Raw genomic sequence first — 3,694 nt, forward strand, 5'->3', positions numbered from 1 at the left:
TGTCGCGGAGCGCGGCTGGCTGCAGGCGGTGGGCGGCGGCGAGGACGTCGGCACGACCGGCAGGGGCCTCGCGCTCCAGGCGGTGCGCGCCTACCTCGAGGGGGCGGGCGAGGGGAGCTCCGTCTCTGTCGCGGCCCACGTGGCCGGCGTCGGCTGGCAGGACGCCGCCTCCGCCCCCTCCTACGCCGGCACGGTGGGGCAGGGCCGCGCCGTCCAGGCCGTGAGGGTGTCCCTCTCCGGCCCCGTCTCCGATTCCTACGACGTCTGGTACCGCGTCCACGCGGCGGGCTACGGCTGGCTGGGCTGGGCCAAGGACGGCGAGGCCGCTGGTACCGAGGGGCTCGGCGTCCAGGCCGAGGCGCTCCAGGTCGTCCTCGTCGAGAAGGGCGGCGACGCCCCCTCGTCGGGCGCCCCCGCCGAGCTCTCCGTCCCCTCGCTCAGCCTCAGGGCCCACGTCTCTGGCGTCGGCTGGCAGGCCGCCGTCGGCAACGGCGGCACCGCCGGCACAACCGGCCAGGCCCGCGCCGTAGAGGCGATCTCGGCCGAGGTCTCCTCGCCGGTCTCCGGCGGCCTGTCCTACAGCGCCCACGTCTCCGGCATCGGCTGGCAGGACGAGGTCTCGGGCGGCGCCGTGGCCGGTACCACCGGCCAGGGCAGGGCGGTCGAGTGCGTCAAGATGCGCCTGACCGGCGGCCTCTCCGAGTATTACGACGTGTGGTACCGTGCCTACGTGCAGGACTACGGCTGGCTCGGGTGGGCGAGCGACGGGGCCCGCGCCGGCACGACCGGCATCGGCTATCGCGTCGAGGCGCTCCAGGTCCGCATCCTCGCGAAGGGCTCGGCGGCACCGGGCCCCACGGACGGCGCGTACAGGGATCGCCCCTTGCATCCGAATTCGGTTGTCCTCAACGTTCCCTGCACAATTCAGAATCCTGAGCTTCCGACTGGTTGCGAGTCCGTTGCATTGACTAATGCGCTCAACTATTACGGATTTGGGCTGGGCAAAACCGTCATTGCAGATGCGTATATGCCTAGGAGCAGCTGGGATTTTGTGACGGCGTTTTGGGGTAATCCGCATAGTGCTTCGAATGGAAACTGCATATCCGCTCCTGGACTGACCAACACAGCTAATTCTTTTTTGATTAGTCGTGGAAGCAGTTTGCGGGCGTATGACGTCACCGGCACTGGCTTCTATGACCTCTATTCCTATTTGGAAGCTGGGCATCCCGTTATTATTTGGTCGACGATCGGCATGCAAAACTTGGGTAGTTGCTATGCGACTCAGGCCTATGGCGGAAGGGTTTATCGAACTTATACCAATTCCCATACCGTCGTTCTTAGGGGTTTCAATCGTTCCCTGGGCACCGTTTACATTGCCGATTCACTCGCTGGCTATGTCTCTAACTCCGCCCAGCGCATTGCTTCGTTATACTCGCAACGAGGGGCACAGGCGATTGTCCTTAAGTAGGTTCGTTAATTGATGAAGGAAGGTGGAATCGTGAGACGTCTCTTTGATGTGTCCGTTTCTATTCTCATGGCTGCTGTGTTGCTCATGAGTCAATCATGGGCCGTGACTGCTGCATATGCTGATTATTCAGTTAACGGATCTACTGACTCAACTAACTTGAATTCTGAAGACTCGAACGCTATTGATGATGGTTCAGGCCCTGAAGGACAAGAGTCGAATGCGTCCCCTGTTGTTAACGAGTCTCAAGACACGCAACAGGGTTCATCCGAAGATGTAAGCGAGGTCGTTGCTGACGATTCTGCCGTAAGCAATCAGCTGACTGTCAAAAACGTAAGTGTTTCTGCCCATGTGCAGAATATTGGCTGGATGGATCCGGTTGGTTCGGGTAAGGTTGCCGGAACGACGGGTAGGGGCCTTAATCTCGAGGCGCTTAAAATCTCACTTGAAGTGGATGGAGCCGCGTCTCAAGAACAGATTGCCGACGCCATATCCGTCGAGGCCCACGTCTCGAACGTCGGCTGGCAGCCCGCCGTCGGCAACGGCGGCACCGCCGGCACGACCGGCCAGTCCCGGGCCGTCGAGGCCCTGAGGGTCAGGCTGTCCGGCGAGCTGTCCGCCCGCTACACCGTCTGGTACCGCGTCCACTCCGCGGAGTTCGGGTGGCTCGGCTGGGCGTGCGACGGCGCCGACGCCGGCTCGGCGGGCTACGGCCGCGCCGTCCAGGCCGTCCAGGTCGCGGTCCTGCCCAAGGGCGACCCCGCCCCGGGCGATACTACCTCTCCCTTTAAGAACCGTAGCGATGATCCCGCTTCGATTTCCGTTCGCTCGCATACCTCGAATATTGGCTGGATGTCGCCCGTTAGAAGTGGATCTGTTGCGGGGACAACTGGTAGGGGCCTTCCCATGGAGGCTCTTGAAGCCCAGCTTGGCTGGTATGGCCACTCGGGTTCTATTGAGCTTCGTGGTCATGTCTCGAATGTTGGCTGGCAGCAGTGGTCTAAGGGGCACTGCGGCACGACTGGAAAGTCTCAGTGCCTCGAGGCCGTCCAGATTCGCTTGACCGGCGAGGCGGCCGATAAATATGACATTTGGTATTGCGCTCATGTGTCAGGCATAGGCTGGCTCGATTGGGCCTGTAATGGTGCTGCTGCTGGTTCTGCCGGTAAGGGCAGGGCTATCGAAGCGGTCAAAGTGGTTCTCGTGGAGAAAGGCGGAGCGGCGCCCGGTTCCTCGGCTAAGGTCTTTATTGGCGATCCAGACGCAGTTACGGTTTCCGGATCGGCCGTTTCTGGGGAGAGTCTTGGCTCCTCTTCTGGTCAAAAGGCCACGATCGGAGGCAAGGGTGCTAAACTGCTGAACTCTATTGCCCTGAGCGTTGCCGGTCAAACTGATAACGGGTCTATTTCTTATTCCGTTATGGATGGGTATTCAGGCTGGGGCGCTTCTTCATCGGATGGTGGCGCTGCCAAGGCGGTATCCGGTGCACCCATAAAAGCGATAAAAATGTCGTTGAGCGGTCAACTTGCTGCCAATTATGACATTTGGTATCGAGTATGCGATTCCGGTAATGGCTGGACTGGCTGGGCGTCAAATGGTCAGGCATGTGGCGTTTCTGGTGGTTCTTCCGGTTTGTGCGGCATCGATGTTGCACTTGTAAATAAGGGTCAGTCTTCACCTGGCTCCTCTGCCAATGCATTTATCGAAACGCCTGGAATCGGTCTTGTATCTCAGGCGCACGTTGCTTCTGCGGGCTGGTTAGCTCCTGTTGGCAACGGTGAAACCGCTGGCCAGACGGGCAAGTCCCGCTCCCTGCAGGCTTTGTATGTTGCAACTCAGGGCATCGATGCCTCCGTCGAAGTGTCGGCACATGTTGCGAATATCGGCTGGCAGCCATACGTCTCGGGTGCTTCCTATGCTGGCACTGTTGGCAAGGGCCTCGCAATTCAGGCGGTTAAATTAAGGCTGACCGGGAACGACGCTTCAAAATATGATATTTACTACCGTATTCATGCTGCAGACTATGGTTGGCTTGGTTGGGCTAAAAATGAAGCTGCGGCTGGCACCGTTGGACTGTCTAAGCAGGCCGAGGCAATTCAAATTAAGTTGGTTGCCAAGGGTTCGTCCGACGCTCCCGTTCAAGACCATGATGCGTTGATCCAGCTTCCCGGGCTATCTGCTAAGGCAAAGGTTGATTTCCGATCTCAGCCGAACACATTGAGCAAATAG

The 3,694-nt window shown here is 59.7% G+C and carries 2 protein-coding genes; both read left to right on the plus strand.

The window, feature by feature from the left end; all coding sequences use genetic code 11:
• Positions 1-1,468 (plus strand): C39 family peptidase (locus DW925_RS09845; protein WP_369831941.1); only part of this gene is annotated, 1,468 nt, incomplete at its 5' end.
• Positions 1,469-1,480: 12 nt separating this feature from the next.
• Positions 1,481-3,694: a hypothetical protein gene (locus DW925_RS09850; RefSeq protein ID WP_117790912.1), complete on the plus strand. Its 2,214-nt coding sequence runs from the start codon at positions 1,481-1,483 to the stop codon at positions 3,692-3,694.

This window comes from Collinsella sp. AM43-1 (assembly GCF_003467925.1).
Lineage (GTDB): Bacteria > Actinomycetota > Coriobacteriia > Coriobacteriales > Coriobacteriaceae > Collinsella.

Excerpts from the sequence above, each read along its gene's own strand:
- DW925_RS09850 (WP_117790912.1), top strand. The coding sequence starts at position 1,481 with ATGAAGGAAGGTGGAATCGTGAGACGTCTCTTTGATGTGTCCGTTTCT.